The sequence below is a fragment of the Aeromonas salmonicida subsp. salmonicida genome (genome assembly GCF_001643305.1).
In the GTDB taxonomy this organism is placed as follows: domain Bacteria; phylum Pseudomonadota; class Gammaproteobacteria; order Enterobacterales; family Aeromonadaceae; genus Aeromonas; species Aeromonas salmonicida.
Map to the genome: position 1 here is coordinate 66,406 of NZ_LSGW01000059.1, position 18,289 is coordinate 84,694.

At 59.9% G+C, this 18,289-nt stretch carries 15 protein-coding genes; 4 read left to right on the forward strand and 11 right to left on the reverse strand.

Going from position 1 to position 18,289, the window contains the following annotated elements; genetic code table 11:
• Nucleotides 1-23: 23 nt before the first annotated feature.
• From uhpB to AXW79_RS09640, 7 genes are all read right to left on the reverse strand, one after another.
• Nucleotides 24-1,481, reverse strand: a complete 1,458-nt coding sequence (gene uhpB, locus AXW79_RS09610) for a signal transduction histidine-protein kinase/phosphatase UhpB (RefSeq protein ID WP_005320131.1) — start codon at nt 1,479-1,481, stop codon at nt 24-26.
• A complete protein-coding gene (gene uhpA / locus AXW79_RS09615; RefSeq protein ID WP_005320130.1) occupies nt 1,478-2,068 on the reverse strand; it encodes a transcriptional regulator UhpA in 591 nt (196 codons plus the stop codon). The genes uhpB and uhpA overlap by 4 nt, the downstream gene beginning before the upstream one ends.
• Nucleotides 2,069-2,295: 227 nt before the next feature.
• Entirely contained in the window at nt 2,296-2,691 is a 396-nt protein-coding gene (gene rnk / locus AXW79_RS09620; protein WP_005320129.1) for a nucleoside diphosphate kinase regulator, read from the reverse strand.
• 232 nt (nt 2,692-2,923) lie between these two features.
• On the reverse strand, nt 2,924-3,658 hold the full coding sequence (locus AXW79_RS09625; RefSeq protein WP_005320127.1) for a substrate-binding periplasmic protein: 735 nt from the start codon (nt 3,656-3,658) through the stop codon (nt 2,924-2,926).
• An 80-nt stretch (nt 3,659-3,738) separates the two neighbouring features.
• Nucleotides 3,739-4,425 carry a hypothetical protein gene (locus AXW79_RS09630; protein WP_034282822.1) on the reverse strand — a complete coding sequence of 229 codons (687 nt, stop codon included), beginning with the start codon at nt 4,423-4,425 and terminating at the stop codon, nt 3,739-3,741.
• A 58-nt stretch (nt 4,426-4,483) separates the two neighbouring features.
• Complete coding sequence (locus tag AXW79_RS09635; protein WP_005320124.1) at nt 4,484-5,875, reverse strand: alkaline phosphatase; 1,392 nt, start codon at nt 5,873-5,875, stop codon at nt 4,484-4,486.
• 11 nt (nt 5,876-5,886) lie between these two features.
• The gene (locus AXW79_RS09640; protein WP_011898561.1) at nt 5,887-7,278 is read right to left on the reverse strand and encodes an alkaline phosphatase; all 1,392 of its coding nucleotides are present in this window, start codon (nt 7,276-7,278) and stop codon (nt 5,887-5,889) included.
• A 333-nt stretch (nt 7,279-7,611) separates the two neighbouring features.
• Here AXW79_RS09640 and ylqF point away from each other — a divergent pair, with 333 nt between their 5' ends.
• The gene (gene ylqF / locus AXW79_RS09645) at nt 7,612-8,562 is read left to right on the forward strand and encodes a ribosome biogenesis GTPase YlqF (protein ID WP_005320120.1); all 951 of its coding nucleotides are present in this window, start codon (nt 7,612-7,614) and stop codon (nt 8,560-8,562) included.
• Nucleotides 8,563-8,684: 122 nt separating this feature from the next.
• Here ylqF and AXW79_RS09650 read toward each other — a convergent pair whose 3' ends face one another.
• The 3 genes from AXW79_RS09650 to dinG form a co-directional block, all read right to left on the reverse strand.
• A complete protein-coding gene (locus AXW79_RS09650) occupies nt 8,685-9,614 on the reverse strand; it encodes a histone deacetylase family protein (protein WP_005320118.1) in 930 nt (309 codons plus the stop codon).
• 64 nt (nt 9,615-9,678) lie between these two features.
• Complete coding sequence (locus AXW79_RS09655; protein ID WP_005320116.1) at nt 9,679-10,338, reverse strand: YccT family protein; 660 nt, start codon at nt 10,336-10,338, stop codon at nt 9,679-9,681.
• A gap of 174 nt (nt 10,339-10,512) precedes the next feature.
• Nucleotides 10,513-12,585 carry an ATP-dependent DNA helicase DinG gene (gene dinG, locus AXW79_RS09660; protein ID WP_005320114.1) on the reverse strand — a complete coding sequence of 691 codons (2,073 nt, stop codon included), beginning with the start codon at nt 12,583-12,585 and terminating at the stop codon, nt 10,513-10,515.
• 381 nt (nt 12,586-12,966) lie between these two features.
• On the opposite strand from dinG, the gene AXW79_RS09665 reads away from it, so the two are divergent.
• The 3 genes from AXW79_RS09665 to AXW79_RS09675 all read left to right on the forward strand — a co-directional run bounded on the left by AXW79_RS09665 (nt 12,967) and on the right by AXW79_RS09675 (nt 16,557).
• Nucleotides 12,967-14,025 (forward strand): porin, encoded by a 1,059-nt coding sequence (locus tag AXW79_RS09665; protein WP_005320112.1) that lies wholly within the window; start codon nt 12,967-12,969, stop codon nt 14,023-14,025.
• A gap of 226 nt (nt 14,026-14,251) precedes the next feature.
• Entirely contained in the window at nt 14,252-15,193 is a 942-nt protein-coding gene (locus AXW79_RS09670; protein WP_005320109.1) for a hypothetical protein, read from the forward strand.
• Nucleotides 15,194-15,366: 173 nt separating this feature from the next.
• Nucleotides 15,367-16,557 carry an amino acid aminotransferase gene (locus AXW79_RS09675; protein WP_005320107.1) on the forward strand — a complete coding sequence of 397 codons (1,191 nt, stop codon included), beginning with the start codon at nt 15,367-15,369 and terminating at the stop codon, nt 16,555-16,557.
• Nucleotides 16,558-16,645: 88 nt separating this feature from the next.
• On the opposite strand, the gene AXW79_RS09680 is transcribed toward AXW79_RS09675, so the two are convergent.
• Nucleotides 16,646-18,157: a helicase HerA-like domain-containing protein gene (locus tag AXW79_RS09680; protein WP_005320105.1), complete on the reverse strand. Its 1,512-nt coding sequence runs from the start codon at nt 18,155-18,157 to the stop codon at nt 16,646-16,648.
• Nucleotides 18,158-18,289 lie beyond the last annotated feature (132 nt).

Here is an 18,289-nt window from a genome sequence, read left to right on the forward strand (position 1 = left end):
CGGTCTTCTCCCTAGATGGCGCGTCAGTCACGGGGATCTTCCCGTTTGCGATTGGGCAGGTGTACGGTCAGCTGGGTGCCGTGGATGCAGGAGAGCTGCAGGCTGCCACCCAGTGCCTGTACCCGCTCGCGAATACCGAGCAGGCCATAACCCTGGGGAGATCTGTGCTCCGGCAAGCCGCAGCCGTCGTCTTCCAGCAACAGCAGCAAACGCTCGGCCTGGCGATGGGCGCGGATGGTGACCGAGCTGGCGTTGGCATGCTTCACTACGTTGTTGAGCCCCTCCTGACAGACCCGGAACAGGGTGACCCGCTGGGCGTCGGAGAGCCCCTCGTCCGTCAGCTGCCACTCGAGCCGGGTGACGATGCCGTGGCGTTCCAGCTCCAGTTCTCTCAGCAGGCCGCGCACCGCATCATAAATACCCAGGGAGAGCGTCTCTATGAGGGCGCTGCTCTGGCCGACCCCGGCATTGTCCGGTGCGAGACGCCGTACTATGCCGGCCTGGGTGCGAATGGCGGTGATGGTCTGGCCTATGTCATCGTGCAGCTCGCGGGCCACTTCCTTGCGGATGCTCTCCTCGGTTTCCAGCAACCGCTCTGTGAGTTGACGGTTATGGGCGAGCTGGCGGGTCAGTGCCTGATTGAGCTCACGCTGGCGCTGAATGCCCGCCCCCAGCAGCAGGCCAGTCAGGCTCTGGGCCAGCAAGGAGAGCAGCAGATCCAGCGGGTGTTCGTGCCAGGCCTGCCCTGCCATCAGGGCGACCGTGTTCATCAGGGTGGCGAGCAGGGCCCCCTGCCAGCCGTAGCGCCAGGCCATGGCCATAATGGGAATTGCGAGGCAGAAGGGGGTGAAGCGCACCAGCGAGTCCGGCAGGCCGAGCTGCAACCAGAGGCTCAATACAAACAGCAGCAGATACCAGACCAGATGGCGAAAACGCCAGTCCACCGGTTGATCCACCAGAGTGGGTCCCAGCGGCACCCAGGTAGCGCGGGTAAGGTAGTGCCAGATCAGCATGCAGGTGGAGGTGAGGGTTAGACCGCCGGTCAGGGTGAGCAGCAGGGCGGTGAGGCCATCTTCCCCGGCCAGATGCCAGAGCAGGGATTGCAGCAGCGCCGCCACCGTCACGGTGGCGAGTAATACCAGCAGTTGTTGCCAGTCATTGCGCACCTGCTGGCGGCGGGCGATGAGCAGTGGCAGCAGGGTGAGCAGGCTGCCTGCCTGAACAAGTGGCCAGGATGGCAGGCCGACTTCGCTGTCGAGCCAGTAGAGCAGCAGGGATTCACTGAGCAGCAGCGGCGGCCAGTAGGCGATCGGGCTTTGCAGCAAGAGGCCCAGGCGCAGACCAAACGGGAACAGCAGTACAGCCAGTATGGGGGAACCCGCCAGATGCAGGCTGATGCTCCACAGGCAAAACCAGCCCGCGGCAAAGATGAAGCAGGCCGCCAGCGAGATGGCGACATAGCTGGCAAACCGGGAGATCACCAGCTGTCCAGCATGCGGTGGGCCAGCTCCACGTTGTTGCTGACTTTCAGTTTGTCCATCAGGTTGGCGCGGTGCACGTGGACCGTCTTGGGGGAGAGTCCCAACTGCTCGGCGATGGCCTTCACTTCCAGCCCCCGCGCCAGCAGCTGCGCCACTTCCCGCTCCCGGTTGGTGAGGGGATCCTGACTGTTGCAGGCCAGCTTGTGGGCTATGTCCGGGGTCAGGTAGCAGCCACCGTGGGCGGCGGTGCGCACAGCGGCGATCAGCTCGTCCGGGCTGCAACGCTTGGAGAGAAAGCCCTTGGCGCCAGCCTGCAACGCCTGCTCGATCAGCGCCGGGCTGTCGTGCACCGACAACATCACCACGGCAAGGCCGGAAGGCAGTAGCTTGAGCAGGTCCAGTCCGGATTGATCCGGCATTGAGATGTCGCACACGCACAGCTGCACGCCGCTGCCCGGCAAACCGGCCAGGGCGTCGGCGGCGCAGCCGAATTCGGCCACAACCTTGAGGTCTGGCTCGAGATTGAGCAGTTGGGCAAAGCCGGAGCGGACGATCTGGTGATCGTCGATGAGGGCAATCTTTATCATGATGTCAGCCTGAAATCTGCGGCCAGGGTGCTGGCGCGGCCAACAAGATACCTGCCGCTTTGCCCGGGCTCAAGGGGAAGCACAAATTGTGGTCAAGATAGGGGCGGATCCCGCCCTAAAGCTTGATCGGGATCAGGGGAGGGGATAGCTCAGAGTCAAGGGGTGACCGGGAGCAGACAAGAGCAAGCGCCGCCGAAGGCGGTCGGGTCGGCGCCTGCCCGTGGCGGCTAGCGGTGCAGCTCGCCCGCCCGTTCCGGCTGATAGACAACTTCCAGGATCTCGACCTGGATGGTGCGACCGGCGGGGCCCGGCCAGGCGATGCTGTCGCCCACCTTCAGCCCCAGCAGGGCGCTGCCGACCGGTGCCAGCACGGAGATCCTGGACTCATCCCCCTGTACATCCTTTGGATAGACCAGGGTCAGGCAAAATTCGTTTTCGCTGTTTTGCATCTTGAAGCGCACAGTGCTGTTCATGGTGACCACGTCCGGCGGCATGTCGGCCGGTTCGCGCATCTCGGCGCGATCCAGCTCCTCTTGCAGTGCCAGGTGTTGGGGGTGGTTGCCGAGCAACTGTTCGATACGATCCAGGTCCAGGCTGGAAATCACAAGATTAGGTTTTTGCATAAGATATTCCTTATCAATGGGTTATATGACCAGGATGGCAGGCAAGCTGGTCGCAAAAAGAGTATTGGATACGAAAAAACAGATCGGGAAGGCGATGCCCCCGAACGACTCGCTGTCAGGGGCGAGGGCGGGGGCTCAACGGGGTGTGAGCTGGCTTGGAAAAATCTTGAACGCTTTCATGGGGATACCATAACCATTCTGGACTGCTTTGGCAATTATCCTGATAGGGTTGTCAGGGGGCCTGATAATCGTACTGCTTGAGGATGCGGGCCAGGCTGCCATCGTCGTGCATGGCCAGAATGGTTGTGCGCCAACGCAGCGCGTCGGCAGGGGGGAAACGGGGGCTGGCGGCAAGATAGAGGGTGCTCTCTTGCAGGGTATCGCCACGCACCAGATCCGTCAGTGGCAAGCCCGCCTGCTGCTGGTTGTAACGGGCCGTATTCCAGGCAACGGCCCAGCCCTGAATGCGGTTTCGGGCCAGCTTGTTGGCATTGCTGACCTCGTCGGTGACCGGGGCCTGCTTCACCCGACCAAGCGGCTGGAGCAGGTTCTGACCGTGTGAGCCACGCATCACCCCTATGGTCAGGCCGGGCAATGTCTTGACAGTGAGTGGCGCCGGGTGGAATTGACGATGGCCCACCAGTACGAAGGCTTCGTCCAGCAGGGGGGCAATCCAGAGAAACAGGGGTTCACGCTGGGGGGTTCTGGCCGGTGGCAGCAGCAACACATCCTGGCGATGGCGGGTCTGACTCAGGGCGCGGGCCAGCGGCATCAGCTCTACGGTCAAGGGTTCCTTGAGGCGGCGGGCTGCTTCTTCCAGTACCTCTATGGCCATGCCGCTCGGGGCTCCCTGGTTGGAGCGAATGACATAAGGGGGGATCTCGGCTGCAAGGACTACGACGGCGTGGGCCTGAGCGCCAGCGAAGAGGGCGGTGCAGAGCAGCAGGAGCAAAACGGGAATGCGCATAAGAGGCCGGATCCGGGATGAGTACACAGAGTGTAACATCCCGTTACCGCAAGTCAGCTCACCCCATTCAGGGGACAGGATCAGTCGAAGAAGTCCCGCAGATCCAGTGTCTGATAACCGTCCAGTTGCAGCCAGGGCAACTGCTTTGGCAAGGATTTGAGGGTGACCTCCATCCGGTAGTTGCGATAACCGTCCAGGCTGGCGGATTCCACCACCAGGGGTATCTGCCATCGGCTAGACCAGAGGATGCGGGTGCGCTGTTTACCCTCGCGTTTTTCATACCAGCGTGCCTGCTCGGGAGCCGCCTCATCGAGCGGGGTCATCTCTTGCAACAGGGCCGGGTTGATGAGGTAGCGGATCCGCGCCCAATCCGGTTTGAAGGCCACCTGACCATACTCTTCCACCGGCACCTCCACCAACTGGTTGTGCCAGGCGTCGGCGTAGCGCAGCTGCAGCTCACCGCGCGTGTCGCGGGTTACCCAGCGGGCCGCCATCTGGTGGGTGAAGTGTTTGTGGCCAGGGGTAGCATCGTGGGTGGCGTGATAGGCACGGGCCAGGGGCAGGGGGATCAATCGCTGGCTCCACACCTGGTTGTCGACCCGTATCCATTTTTCCTGCCAATGGTTCTCCCGGGCTATGCCATCGCTGCTGGTGACCCTGTCCTGATAGCTGATCCGGGCGGCGAGATCCGGGGGCGTGTCATCGGCATGGACATGAAAAGAGAAGGTGCTGCCGAGCAGCAATAAAGGAAGCAAGCATCGCATCATCATCTGTCGCTCGAAAGAGCCGGGGCCCGGGCTCAGGGTGAACCTGGGCCCCCGCTGCTTACAGGCCGAGCGCCTCCCGCAGTTTGCCGAACACCTTGGTATTGTCCAGGGTGCCCTTGAAGCGATTGCTGCCGGCACCATCGGCGAACAGCATGACGTCACCGCCACCGTGGGTCTCGGAGCCCAGCTTGACGCCTGTCTCCTGCAGGTAGTCGTTATCCATCACCTCGTCGCTGGTGAGGGTCGGGCGCACATCGGGGCGGTTGGGGCCGTTGCCAAACACCAGGGTCGTGAAGGGTTTGCCATCCACGTCGTTCTGGGTCGAGCCATCACCGTTCTTGACCAGATCCAGCACAGGGTTGCCCTTGGCGGAGTAGCCGTTGATGGTCATGGTGTGATCATGGTCGGCAGTCACTACGACCAGCGTATCTTTCAGATCCACCTTGCCCAGCGCCATCTTGAGCGCTTCATCCAGTGCCACCGCATCGGTGAGGGCACGCTTGGCGTTGGTGCCATGCAGGGCGTGATCGATACGGCCCCCTTCTACCATCAGGAAGTAACCCTGACTGTTCTGGCTCAAGAGATCGATCGCCTTGGCGGTCATTTCGGCCAGGGACGGCTGGGTATTGGCATCCCCCTTGGCGACGCGGTCCAGCTCGTAGTCGAGGTGGGATTTGGTGCTGAACAGACCCAGCACCTTGCCGCTGCTGACCTTGGCCAGCTCGCTTTGGGTGGTGACATAGTTGTATCCCTGAGCGGTCAGCTCGGCGGTGAGATCCCGACCATCGGCGCGGCCACCTTTATTGCTGGCGCTGTAAGGGGTCCAGTGATTGGCACCGCCCCCCATCAGCACATCGACCCCATCCCCGAGGGCGGTGTTGAAACCGGCTCCGCCCGGCACCGCCTGTTCGGCGATGGCATAGGCCGCATCTCTGTGGCAGATGTGGGAATAGGTGGCCGCCGGGGTGGCATGGGTCAGCTCGGTGGTGGTGACGGCGCCAACCGACTTGCCGGCCGCCTTTGCCAGCTCCAGTATGGTGGGCGCCGGCTTGCCGTTGTCGGCGGTGCAGTTGTTGATGCCCTTGTTGCCGTTGGCATCCTTGCCGGGCGCCACGGCCTGGGTGTCGCTGCTCATGGCGATCACCTCGTTGTTCATCTTGACGCCCGTGGTATAGGCCGCCATGGAGGGGGCCGAATCCGTGGTCTGGGCATCGTTGGAGAAGGTCTTGATGCGGGCGCTGCGTGGCAGCTTCATCATCTCCAGGTTGCCCTCTTCGCCCACCTTGAACAGACGAGTGGCGGTGAGCACAGTGGGGCCCATGCCATCACCGATAAAGAGAATGACGTTTTTGGCGTCACCGGCCTGGGCCTGGGTGGTTGCGCCCAGCGCACTGAACAGGGCCGCGCAGACCAGCGTGTGCTTGATGGATGTATTCATCTGTTTGCTCATGAAAGTGCTCCTTACAGCTTGGCTGCAGCCTTGACCTTGCCAAAAACGGCTGTGTTATCGAGAGAGCCGTGGAAGCTGTCCGCTCCCTGGCCGATGGCGCCGAGGAAGACGTCGGTACCGCCGTGGGTTTCGTTGCCAATGTCGCCGACCTTGACCACGACCTCCTGGTGATAGTCGTTGGCGGAGACGGTGGCATCGTCCAGCGGTGCCACGCTGCTGCGCGGGCCATCCACCCGGTTGTAGCCGTTGCCAAAGCCGATGATGGTGTAAGGCATGCCATCGGCATCCTTGCTTGGTTCACCGGTTTGGTAGTTCTTCACCAGCCCGAGCACACCCGGGTTGCCTGTGGTGGTCTTGCCGGTGCGCTTGGCATAGCCGTTGAGCACGAGCGTATGGTCATGGTCGGCGGTGACCACTATCAGGGTGTTCTTCAGCTCGGGGTCGGTTTTTTTCACCTCATCGATGGCGGCCTTGATGGCGTTGTCGAAGGCGAGGGTATCTTGCAAGGCACGCTTGGCGTTGGTGTCGTGCAGGGCGTGATCGATGCGGCCCCCTTCCACCATCAGGAAGTAACCCTTCTCCTTGTCCTTGAGCTGCTTGATGGCGGCCAGCGTCATCTGGGCCAGTGAAGGCTCATCGGCCGGGCGGTCCAGTTCATATTTCATGTGGCTCGAACCGAACAGTCCCAGCAGCGGCTTGCCAGCCTCGGCCTTGTTCAGCTCGCTCAGGTTGCTGGCAAACTGGTAGCCCTTGGCCTGCATCTCGCTGATGAGATTGCGGCCATCCTCCCGCTTGCCCTTGTCGGCTTTTGGCAGGAAGAAGCCGCTGCCACCGCCGAGCACCACATCCAGCCCCTCTTTCAGGGCGCCGTTGTAACCGGCGCCGCCCGGTACCAGCTGGACGGCGATGTCATTTTCCAGATCCCGGTTGCAGATATGGGCATAGGTGGCAGCCGGTGTGGCGTGAGTGACCCGGGTGCTGGTGACGACACCGGTACCCCGGCCGTCGGCCTTGGCCAGCTCCAGCAGTGTGGTGACCGGCTTGCCTGCACTCTTGCTGCAGTCGTTTTCATAGGTGGCATCGCCGTCCATGCTGATGACGCCGTTGTTGCTCTTGACCCCTGTCATGTAGGCCGCCATGGAAGGAGCGGAATCTGTGACCTGGGCATCGTGGGAGAAGGTCTTGATAAAGGCCGTCTCTGGCAGGGTATCGATGGTGAGACTGCCCTCTTCGCCGACACCGTAGATGCGGGCAGCCGTCAGGGTATTGAGGCCCATGCCGTCACCGAGAAAGAAGATGACGTTCCTGGCGCTGGGGTCGGGTGTGGTGCTGTCGTTGTTGGAGTTGCAGCCGGCAGCCAGGGCGGCGCCGATCATCAATGCAAGTCCTGCCATTTTTCTCATTGGGGTTCGCTCCTTGTAAAACCTGAGCGCAGCCTAGAGGCAGGAGATGACACTTTTACTGATTATCGGTGACGGTTGTATGAAAAGATGAAATAAATGTTACATTATATCAGTGTGTTATGTGTCAATTGCTGAGGAGGATTGGTGTCGGGCCGCCATCCTTCTCCCTTCAGGGCGGCTTGGTAGTTTTATGGCCTATGGCTAGAATGACCTGTCAAATCGGGGCGCCAGCAGGTAAAATGCGCCCCCTTGCGACGCCTGACGTCTGCCATCGCCCGCCGCTCGTTCCATAGCAAGCCAGCGCCCGCAGCCCCTATTTAGAGAGTAACGGATATGTCCATCAACTGGTTCCCCGGCCACATGCACAAGGCCCGCAAAGAGATTGCCGAGGTCATGCCACAGGTCGATGTCATCATAGAGATGCTCGATGCCCGCATCCCCTTCTCCAGCGAAAACCCGCTGGTGCCCGAGTTGCGTGGCGATACCCCTGTTATCAAGGTGCTGAACAAGGCGGATCTCGCCGACCCCGAGATCACGGCGCTGTGGGTGGCCCACATGGAAAAGGAGAAAGGGATAAAGGCCCTGCCGCTGACCCAGCAGGAGCCCGAGAAGATCAAGCAGCTGCTGACCCTGTGCCACGAGATGCTGCCGGAGCGCAACCTGGAGTTGCGCGGCGTGCGGGCCATGATCATGGGGATCCCCAACGTGGGCAAATCCACCCTGATCAATACCCTGGCGGGTCGCATCATAGCCCGGACGGGCAACGAGGCAGGGGTGACCAAGTCCCAGCAGCGGATCAAGCTCGACAACAACGTCGTCCTGACAGATACCCCCGGTTTCCTCTGGCCCAAGCTCAACCCGCCCTCCTGCGGTTATCGTTTGGCCATCACCGCGGCCATCAAGGATACGGTGTTCGACTATGCCGATATCGCCATGTTCGCCGCTGACTACTTTATCAAGGCCTATCCGGAGCGGATCAAGGCACGTTACCAGATAGCTGAACTGCCCGAGACCGAGATCGAGCTGCTGGAGATGATCGCCCGCCAGCGCGCCTTCGTGCGCAAAGGGGGTCTGGCCGATCTGCACAAGGCGTCCGAGATCCTGATTAACGAGTTCCGCTCAGGCCTGCTGGGCCGCATCTCGCTGGAGACGCCGGAGATGGTGAGCGTCGAGATTGTCGAAGCCGCAGATGAAGCCGAGCAAAAAGCCAAAGAGAAGGCCGAGCGGGAAGATGAGCGTCAGGCGCGCGCCCGTCGCAAGTACGCCAGGAAGCGTCAAAAGTAGGTTCAACGTTATCCCGCCAAGGCAGGTTCGCGAAGCATGAGCGGACTGTTTGACGCCTGTGTGGTCGAGGTAAAGAGACAAGATAATAAAGAAGAGGCGACCCAAGGGGTCGCCTCTTCTTTTTATGAATCCTGGTACAGGGCAGGCATGCTGGTTTGGCCAAAGCGCTTGCGCGCCTCCTCAAACAGCGTCATGTGCAGCGGGATCAGCTGTTGCCATTCCCGACGGTAACCACCACCGGGTACAGCGGCGACAGGCAGCCCATGCTTGATTGCACAGTCAAATACCATGGCATCGCGCTGGCGAATGCCTTCATCACTCAAGGCCAGATAGCCGAGCTCGTCGGCATGGTGCACATCGACCCCGGCCTGATAGAGAACGAGGTCGGGATTGTACAGGCGCAGCGCCAGAGTGAGTGCCTGCGCCAGGGTGTCGAGATAGGCATCGTCCTGCATGCCGCTTGGCAGGGCAAAGTCCAGATGGGAGGCCGGCTTGTGGCGGGGAAAGTTGTGCTCCCCGTGCAGCGACAGCGTGATGATGTAACGCCGCCCGGCACAAAGGGCGGCGCTGCCATCCCCCTGATGGACATCGAGGTCCACGATCAGCACCTGATCGCAGCGCCCCTCGTCCAGGCAGGTTTGCGCAGCAATCACCAGATCGTTGAACAGACAAAAACCGCTGCCGTGAGCCCGGTGGGCGTGGTGATAGCCGCCGGATATCTGCAGTCCGCAGCCCTGTTCGAGAGCGTGGCGGCTGGCGGCCAGGGTAGCCCCGACCGAGAGCAGGGTGCGCTCGATGAGCCGTGGCGACCAGGGAAAACCGAGCTGGCGGATGGCGTTATCGTCAAGCTGGCCTGCAAGTGCGGCACTCACATAGTCACTGTCGTGAACCCGGTCGATCTGCGCTCGGGTTGCGGCTTGTGTCTCCTGGAGCGGATAGCCCCGGGTGCTGAGCGTCTGAAACAGGGCCTGGTATTTTGCCAGGGGAAAGCGATGGCGTTCGGGCAGCGCCAGAGAGGAGTAATAAGGGTGATGGAAGATGCACAGTGACATGGGTGTCAGACCGGATAGGGTATGAAAAAGGGGAGCCAGGCTCCCCTTTTTGCACGATACGGCATTACTGCTGCTGGATAACCCAGATCTGGAAGGCTTTGCGGGTTTCTGCGTCGGCCTTGTTGTACCAGCTCTGCAGCTGGGTCAGGGCTTCCGGATTGCTCTGAGCCTTGCTCGGGGCAAGTTGTACCGGCGCGCTGGCGGCGGCCATGACGGCGGCGGTGGAGACGGCGACTGTGGTCGGCTGGTTGAAGGCCTTGCCCATGCCCAGCAGCTCTTGCTGATAGTCACGGGTCAGCTGGAAGCCTTCGACCTTTGGCATCACGAACTGCTCGCTGGCAACGATTTGGCCGCTGTTCTTGTCTTTCAGAACGACTTTTTGATCCTTCACAAACTGCTTGGCTTCACTTTCGTTGCGCGGCTTCTTGAAGTCCAGTACCAGTTTCTGGTTGTCGGCTGCGGTGAAATTGATCACCAGCGGCTCGGTGGTCACCAGTTTGATGTCGCTACGGCTGGAGTAGTTGCCTTCGAAGGCGACGACCAGTTGATGATCACCCGCCTTGATGGGGTAGGTGTTGCTCTTGTCGAGCAGCTTGGGATTGATGGGTTGGCCATCGATCAACTGGGCAACATAAGGATTGGTGACTTCCAATTGGGCATCGGCCAGGGCACTACCTGCCCACAAAAGACCAGCCAGAGCCGGCACCAGAACAGTCAGTTTCATTTCATCTCCTTGAACAGTCAGGCGATTGCCCACTGAAAAACAGGGGCTCATTTTTACAGGTTTGCCCAAGGGCGGCAATAGGCGTTTATGGTGCCACATATTTACCTGGCTGCTCACTTTGCTATGAAACAGTGGTCATGCCAGTGGGCCATGCTGGCCAGTTCAGAGCTGGCCCTATTCAATCCGGCGAGTGAAGGGGGGCAATGCATCGAGCAGTCCCTTGCCATAGCGCTTGGTCAGTAGACGGCGGTCGAGGATGGTGACCCGGCCCCGATCCGCCTCTTTGCGAATGAGGCGGCCGCAGGCCTGGATCAGCTTGCGAGAGGCTTCCGGCACCGTCAGTTGCAGGAAGGGGTTGCCACCCCGTTTCTCTACCCACTCGGCGGTGGCCTCTTCCACTGGCGAGTTGGGCACCGCAAACGGCAGTTTGGTGATCACCAGGTTGGTGAGGTAGTGGCCGGGCAAGTCCAGCCCTTCCGAGAAGCTGCCGGTGCCAAATAGAATGCTGGGCTGACCGCCATCGCATTTTTGTTTGTGCAGGGTGAGCAGGGCATTGCGGGATGCCTCACCCTGTACCAGCAAGGAGAGTCCCTTGGCCCTCAGCCCTGCCACTACTTCGTTCATCTGCCGATAGGAGGAAAAGAGCACCAGGCTTGCCTCCTTGCCTGCCAGTATGCGGGGCAGCACGCTGATGAGCTCCTCGGTAAAGGCGGGGGAGCTGGGCTCATGTTCCATCCTGGGCAGATAGAGCTCGGCTTTTTGGTAGTCAAACGGGGAGCGCAGGCGCAGATAACGGGTGCCGTCATGCTCTTTCAGTCCCACCTGCTGGCGAAAATAGCTGAAAGAGGAGAGGGCTGTGAGGGTGGCTGACACCAGCACGGCACCGAGGCACTTGGACCAGAGCCACTCCTCCAGCAGATAACCCACCTCTATGGGGGAGGCGTGCAACCAGATGTCGCCATCATCGCTCTTGGCCATCCAGCGAGCGAGGGGTGTCTTGCCCTCAGGCACATGGCGCCCCAGCATCTCCCACAGGGCGCAGAAACTCTCCAGCCGTTGCAGGTAGAAGCCGCTCTCCGCCAGCAGGGGCTCTGCCTCCTTGCGCCGGATCTCGCCATCCTTCAAGGCTTCGCCAATGGCACCCTGCATCCTGTCCAGTGCCCGCAGCGCCTTCTTGCTCGCCTCTTTCAGATTTTCCGCCAACATGGGCAGGGGATCGGGCAATACGCCTTCGGCGAATCGATAATGTGCCTCGCCATTGAACAGCTTGTCGTTGGCACCCAGCCACTGATCCAGTGCCTTGAGATCCGGTTGCAGTGAGGCCAGTGCATCCTGCAGCTTCAACTGGGGATCGAGCAGGCTGTCCTTGTTCAGCGTTCTGGCCAGTTTGCCTGCGCTTTGCGTCAACTTTTCCAGCCAGCGGCGGGAACCCTTGACGCTCGCCGAGGCGGCGCCGTGATCCCGGGCTATGGTGGGCAGGTGGTGGGCTTCATCCAGTACATAGAGGCACTCATCGGGTGGCGGCAAAATGATGCCGCCACCCATGGTGAGATCCGAGAGCAGCAGGGCATGGTTCACCACCAGCACATCGGCGGCATCCATGTCGTTGCGGGCGCGATGGAAGGGGCAGTGCTGATGATGGCTCAGCGCCTTGTTGCAGGTATGCCGGTCGGCAGCGACGCGATTCCAGCAGAGATCGGGAATGGTCGTTGGCCAGTTGTCCCGATCGCCGTCCCATTTTCCGTCTGTATAGGCTTGCCACAGCGCCTGATAGCGCTCCTTGTCAGAGTCGGATGGCTTGTGTTTGCTGAGTGTGTCGAAGTTGAATTCGAAGTTGGCAATTTCGGTGCCGCTGGCAGCTTGCTCCAGCAGATGCTCGCAGCAGTAACGCTGACGGCCCTTGACCAGCATAAAGCGAAATGGCAGTTCGCTGTGGCGGTGGTAAAAGGGCAGGTCCTTGTGGATCAACTGCTCTTGCAGGGCGACAGTGGCGGTGGAGATCACCAGCTTCTTCTGGGTCAGCCGTGCCACCGGAATGGCGCCCTGTGCATAGGAGAGGGATTTACCGATACCAGTGCCCGCTTCGGCCACCAGAATACGGCGCTGCTTGTCATATTCCCCGGTCAGGGTCTTGGCGATCTCCGCAACCAGAAAATTCTGCTCCTTGCGCGGTACAAAACCGGGTAAACCATCGGCAATTTGACGGTAGGTATTGCGAATGGCGGCTTTGAGGCGGGTAGAGAGCATGAAAGAAAAGACCGTTTCGGGGAGTGAAGGGAGACAGGATACCTGTAACTGCCAACCCGGGTCGAGGCATGGCTCAGCGCACAAATTTGACCTCTTCTTCTATTTATAAGGCGTGCCGTCGCTATTGTGCGATAAATCACCAAAGTGGCCTGATAAAGCCAGCGATTATCGCTGTAAACGTTTTCCCTTGGCATGCAAATAATATGAGATTCAGATCACACTTTTTTCGCTAAGACTATGAGTTTGGTAAAAAGTTCCAAGTTTTTTCATTGCGGTTCAAAAAATCCGGTGCTAGTCTCGGCTGCATAGTGATGCAAAGAACATCGCTAACACAGGGAATAACAACAACTTAGTGTTTAATTACAGTAGGCATTGGAAACTATGAAAAAGACAATTCTGGCTATTGCTATCCCGGCTCTGTTTGCATCCGCCGCTAACGCCGCAGTGATCTATGACAAAGACGGTACCACCTTTGACGTATACGGCCGCGTTCAGGCTAACTACTACGGTGACACCAACGAAGCTGACTCTACAGCTGCTTCTGGTTACAAAGATGTTGATGGTGAGCTGAAAGGGCAGAGCCGTCTGGGTTGGTCCGGCAAGGTTGCACTGAACAACACTTGGTCCGGTATCGCCAGGACCGAGTGGCAAGTCGCTGCCGAAAACTCTGACAGCAATAAATTCCAAGCTCGTCACATCTATGCAGGCTTTGACGGCTCTCAGTACGGCAAGATCATCTTTGGTCAAACCGATACTGCCCTCTACGACGTGCTGGAACCGACCGATATCTTCAACGAGTGGGGAAGTGAAGGTAACTTCTACGACAGTCGTCAAGAAGGGCAAGTAATCTACTCCAACGCAGTCGGTGGTTTCAAGGGCAAAGTTTCCTATCAAACCAATGATGACACCGTTGAGAAAATCACTGACGTGGCCGGTGGCATCAAGACTACCGTTTTCCCGGACGTGAAGCGTAAGTATGGTTACGCTGCCGCTGCTGGTTATGACTTTGACTTCGGTCTGGGCTTCAATGCCGGTTATGCTTACTCTGATCTGGAAGCCAAGAGCACAGACGCTACCGGTGAGAAATCCGAGTGGGCACTGGGCGCACACTATGCTATCAACGGCTTCAACTTCGCTGGTGTTTACACCCAAGCTGATGTGAAGAATGATACCTCTGGTCGCAAAGACAAGGGGCGTGGTTATGAACTGGCCGCTACCTATAACGTTGATGCATGGACCTTCCTGGCTGGCTACAACTTCAAAGAAGGCAAAGAGAACTCCAACCTGAGCGGTTCTTCCTACGAAGACCTGATGGATGCCACTTTGCTGGGCGTGCAATACTCCTTCACCTCCAAGCTGAAAGCCTACACCGAATACAAAATTAACGGTGTTAGCGGCAAGGATGACGACTGGACTGTCGCCATGCAATACAACTTCTAATCTAGCCTTGGCGTAGATTGAGTTGATAAACGGCCAAGCTTGCTTGGCCGTTTTGCTTTATCTGATCCTGACTTGTTTTCTGCCTACTTCGTTTATTCTTCCCCCTTTTCCCCTTTCCGCCTGCGCCAGTTCACGTTGTCTCTTTTTTGCTCTTGGCTCTCTGCCACTGAATCGCTAGATTATTCCACTCGTTGAAGGATGCTCGACAGACAGGGAAGGGCAACGCTTGATTGACTTCAGTCACCCGCAATGGCGGCAACTGGCTCGCCAGTTACTGGACCACTCTCCTGTGGTGGTCCGGGCTCGTCAGTACCTGCCGTTGGTGGGCTTGCTCAAGGACAACCAGTTGCTGCTTGCCCTTGGCAATCACAGTTATGAGCTGACCCCGGCCGGACGGCGTTACCTGACTCGCGAGCTGATGCTGGCCGAGATTGCCACCGCGCCCCCTGAACCTGAAGAGTGGCTGCAGGCCCATGGCTGGCAACTGGGGGAGCGGGTCAACGATCGGGTACTGGCAGCACTCTATCGTAAACCTGAGGCTACCTTCAGTCCGGTCGAGCAGATCGATTTCGAGGACAAGGGAATTCGGCTCTGTGCCGATCAGCTGTTGCGGCTGCGGGCGCCTGTGCCTTTCAGCCTGTTTTTCAGCGGCGGCACCCTGCTCGACGCAGCGCCCTGGTTGCAGGCGCTGGGGGAAGTGGCTGTGCCGGAGCGCACACTGGCTGGCCTTGGCAAGATACTGTGGGGGGAGGGGGAGATTGAGCGGGTGATCACCACCGACAGTGTCGGTGCCTTTGCTGAGCTAAGCCTTTGTGCAGGAACCCTGTTGGTTTGGGCGCCCGCCACTGCCCAGCTCGCCTTGCAGCAGATGGTGGCGGCGTTGCCGCCCAAGGTACAGTGGAGCCACCTCACCTCCCTCGATCCTGCCGGAATGGATCGGGTATTGGCACTGGCCCAGCGGCTCGGTCGTCCTGCCAGCTGGTGGTTGCCAACCGGCTTGCCCCCCATCATGGCAGCCTATGCCCAGCCGCTGACCGATTCCCGCCCCTGGGAACCGAGCCGTATCCCCAAGCCTTTGTTAGCAGTTTGTAGCGGTTTGGTTGAGTCCAATGGTGGCTTGTCTGCCGAGGTGTGCGCCTTGGCGCCAGCATGGCATGCCATCGGTTGATATTGCCGCAGATGCCGTTGAGAAAGCGGTTTTCCCCCATTGAGCGCAGTGATATAAAGAGTTGACGAAGCGCTCGTCAAACGGGCGCTTTTGTCTGCCACGTTTTTGCGTGCGACAGACGGTTTGCCAACACGCTTTGCCACCAACGAACTCAGCGGAATACAGGGAATACCATGTTTGAAAAGGTTGTTGCCGCCCCAGCGGATCCGATCCTGGGCCTGACCGAAGCCTTCCGCGCTGACTCTCGCAGCCACAAGATCAATCTGGGGGTCGGGATCTACAAGGATGAGACCGGAGCTACCCCAATCCTTCACTGTGTCAAGAAAGCAGAACAGAAGCTGCTTACCGACGAGAAGACCAAGAATTACCTCGGTATTGAAGGCAATATCGAATATGGCCGCATAGTGCAGCAACTGCTGTTCGGGCAGAGTTCCGCATTGGTCGCCAGCGGTCGCGCCAAGACAGCCCAGGCGCCGGGCGGTACTGGTGCCCTGCGCATCGCCGCCGAGTTCGTGGTGCGCAACGGTCTGGCCAAGACCATCTGGATCTCCGATCCTACCTGGGCCAACCATGTCAGCGTGTTCCAGGCCGCCGGCCTGACCGTCAAGTGGTACAAGTACTACGACGCCGCCACCAAGGGGCTCGACTTTGCCGCCATGCAGGCCTCGCTGGCCGAGGTTCAGCCAGGTGAACTGGTGCTGCTGCACGGCTGCTGCCACAACCCGACCGGTATCGACCCCACGAGCGATCAGTGGCGCGCCCTGGCCAAGCAGAGTGCTGCTGCCGGCTGGTTGCCGCTGTTTGACTTCGCCTATCAGGGCTTTGCCCGTGGTATTGAAGAAGATGCCGAAGGTCTGCGCATCTTTTCCGAATGCCATGACGAGTTGCTGGTGGCGAGCTCTTTCTCCAAAAACTTCGGCCTCTACAATGAGCGGGTCGGCGCCTTCACTCTGGTCAGCGCGAGCAAAGAGATTGCCGATGTGGCCTTTACCCAGGTCAAGACCGTTATCCGTGCCAACTACTCCAACCCGCCGTCACACGGTGCCGCTGTGGTCACTGCCGTGGTGAGCGATCCGGCACTCTATGCCGAGTGGGTAGAAGAGGTGGCGGCCATGCGGCTGCGCATTCGCGAGATGCGTGAGTTGCTGGTAGAGAAGTTGGCGGCCCTCGGCGTGAGCCAGGACTTCAGATTTATCCGCGAGCAGAACGGCATGTTCTCCTTCTCCAGTCTCTCCAAAGATCAGGTTGAACAGCTCAAGAGCGAGTTTGCCATCTACATCGTAGGTTCAGGCCGGATCAGCGTGGCCGGGATCACCCGTGCCAACATAGATCCCCTGTGCGAGGCCATCGCCAAGGTGCTGTAAGCGAGCCCTCGTTGTTCGGTGATGTACTCGCTCAGTAAAAAGCCCGCCAGGATCTCTGGCGGGCTTTTTCGTTCCTGCTGTTTGCACCTCAGCGACGTCGCTTGTTGCCCCCCAGCAGAGAGCCGAGTACCCCGCGTACCAGCTGGCGCCCCACTTCGTTGCCTATGGTGCGGGCCACGCTCCTGGCTGCGGTCTGCACCACACCGTCATGCTGGCCTCCGCGCGGGCCTGTGCGGCCAAACAGAATGCCGTTGAGGGTATCGAGCAGACCTCCCGCCGCTGGCGGCGTCTCTGTCGGGTCAGTCAGCGAGCCAGCATTTTCCCTCTTGCCGTCATTGAGCCGCTCGAAGGCTGACTCGCGATCCTCGCGAGTGGCATATCTGCCATAGAGCAGGGATCCCCGGATCAGGGCAAGTCGCTCTGCCTCGCTCAGTGGCCCGATGCGGCTGGCTGGCGGGGCGATAAAGGCGCGTTCCACCACGCTCGGACGACCCTTCTCATCAAGCAGGGAGACCAGGGCTTCGCCCACCCCCAGTTCTGTGATGGCGCCAGCTGCGTCGAAGGCCGGATTGGCGCGCAAGGTGTTGGCGGCGATCCGCACCGCTTTCTGGTCACTCGGAGTAAAGGCGCGCAGGGCATGCTGCACCCGATTACCCAATTGCCCCAGCACGCTGTCGGGAATATCGGCCGGGCTCTGGGTCACGAAATAGACGCCCACTCCTTTCGAGCGGATAAGGCGCACCACCAGTTCTATTTTTTCCAGCAGCGCCTTGGGGGCATCGTTGAACAGCAGATGGGCTTCGTCGAAGAAGAACACCAGCACGGGTTTGTCCGGATCGCCCACTTCGGGCAATTGCTCGAACAGCTCGGACAGCAGCCAGAGCAGGAAGCAGGCATAGAGGCGGCTGGACTGGGTCAGTTTGCTGGCCGCCAGCACATTGATATGGCCGTGGCCGACCTCGTCGGTTTGCAGCAAGTCCTGAATGTCCAGCATGGGCTCGCCGAAGAAGTGATCACCCCCCGCGCTCTCCAGGGTGAGCAGGTTACGCAAGATGGCGCCTATGGAGGCGGTCGACACATTGCCGTAGCGAGTGGTCAGGGATTTGGCGTTCTCCCCGGCAAATTGCACCATGGCGCGCAGGTCTTTCAGATCGAGCAGCAGCAAACCCTCGTCGTCCGCTACCTTGAATACCAGCTCCAGCACCCCGCTCTGGGTGTCGTTGAGGCCGAGCAACCGTGCCAGCAGCAAGGGACCCATGTCGGAGACGGTGGCGCGCACCGGGTGCCCCTGCTCGGTGAACAGATCCCAAAAGAGGGTCGGGCTGGCGGCAAAGGCGGGGGCTGGGATGCCGAACTGGGCAAGTCGGGCATCCAGCTTGCTAGACCTGGCACCGGCGGCGCCCAGACCGCTGAGATCCCCCTTCACATCTGCCAGAAAGACCGGCACCCCCAGGTGGGAGAATCCCTCCGCCAGTACCTGCAAGGTGACGGTTTTACCCGTGCCGGTGGCACCTGTGATGAGACCATGGCGATTGGCCATGGCCGGTAGCAGGGAGAGCGGTTGGCCATTGGCATAGGCCAGTGTCAATGGTGCGGCCATGGTGGACTCCTTGTCCTGGCAGGTGGTGTGCGGCGACTAGCTACAAGGAGTGTGGCGGCAGAGCCAAATGATGGCAAGCGGGGGCAGGCATGGGATAAGGGGAAGCAAGGGGATAGCCCCCTTGTCAGGACA

Excerpts from the sequence above, each read along its gene's own strand:
- uhpA (WP_005320130.1), bottom strand. The coding sequence starts at position 2,068 with ATGATAAAGATTGCCCTCATCGACGATCACCAGATCGTCCGCTCCGGC.
- rnk (WP_005320129.1), bottom strand. The coding sequence starts at position 2,691 with ATGCAAAAACCTAATCTTGTGATTTCCAGCCTGGACCTGGATCGTATC.
- AXW79_RS09625 (WP_005320127.1), bottom strand. The coding sequence starts at position 3,658 with ATGCGCATTCCCGTTTTGCTCCTGCTGCTCTGCACCGCCCTCTTCGCT.
- AXW79_RS09630 (WP_034282822.1), bottom strand. The coding sequence starts at position 4,425 with ATGATGCGATGCTTGCTTCCTTTATTGCTGCTCGGCAGCACCTTCTCT.
- AXW79_RS09635 (WP_005320124.1), bottom strand. The coding sequence starts at position 5,875 with ATGAGCAAACAGATGAATACATCCATCAAGCACACGCTGGTCTGCGCG.
- AXW79_RS09640 (WP_011898561.1), bottom strand. The coding sequence starts at position 7,278 with ATGAGAAAAATGGCAGGACTTGCATTGATGATCGGCGCCGCCCTGGCT.
- ylqF (WP_005320120.1), top strand. The coding sequence starts at position 7,612 with ATGTCCATCAACTGGTTCCCCGGCCACATGCACAAGGCCCGCAAAGAG.
- AXW79_RS09650 (WP_005320118.1), bottom strand. The coding sequence starts at position 9,614 with ATGTCACTGTGCATCTTCCATCACCCTTATTACTCCTCTCTGGCGCTG.
- AXW79_RS09655 (WP_005320116.1), bottom strand. The coding sequence starts at position 10,338 with ATGAAACTGACTGTTCTGGTGCCGGCTCTGGCTGGTCTTTTGTGGGCA.
- dinG (WP_005320114.1), bottom strand. The coding sequence starts at position 12,585 with ATGCTCTCTACCCGCCTCAAAGCCGCCATTCGCAATACCTACCGTCAA.
- AXW79_RS09665 (WP_005320112.1), top strand. The coding sequence starts at position 12,967 with ATGAAAAAGACAATTCTGGCTATTGCTATCCCGGCTCTGTTTGCATCC.
- AXW79_RS09675 (WP_005320107.1), top strand. The coding sequence starts at position 15,367 with ATGTTTGAAAAGGTTGTTGCCGCCCCAGCGGATCCGATCCTGGGCCTG.
- AXW79_RS09680 (WP_005320105.1), bottom strand. The coding sequence starts at position 18,157 with ATGGCCGCACCATTGACACTGGCCTATGCCAATGGCCAACCGCTCTCC.